Below are 248 nucleotides of genomic sequence, written 5' to 3'. Positions count from 1 at the left end.
CCCAGGGCCAGGCGCTCGCGGAAATAGCCGGTCTTGAATCCGACCGATCCGCCGAGCGCCCATGCCGTGCTCTCGGTGTCGGCGGACTTGTCGCGGTCCAGGTAGAACGACCGCGCCTGGATGTCCCAGCTGGTGTCCGCGAACGCCTTGCGCCGGGTCTCCTCGATCCACGCCTGGCGGTCGCGCGGGGCGAAGGCATCGTCCATGTGGATCTGGCCCTGCTCGCTCGAGTCGCCGGGCGCCTGCAC

General features: G+C 70.2%; 1 protein-coding gene. It reads right to left on the bottom strand.

Annotated features, from left to right (window positions below):
- Window positions 1-206, bottom strand: a 206-nt coding sequence (locus tag R0J87_RS23205) for a hypothetical protein (RefSeq protein ID WP_498889319.1), incomplete at its 3' end; no start/stop codon positions are given.
- Window positions 207-248 lie beyond the last annotated feature (42 nt).

The organism is Halomonas sp. SIMBA_159, assembly GCF_046536035.1.
GTDB classification, from domain to species: domain Bacteria; phylum Pseudomonadota; class Gammaproteobacteria; order Pseudomonadales; family Halomonadaceae; genus Vreelandella; species Vreelandella venusta_A.
Note: the sequence above shows the minus strand (reverse complement) of the source record. Positions and strands in the feature narration are given on the sequence as shown.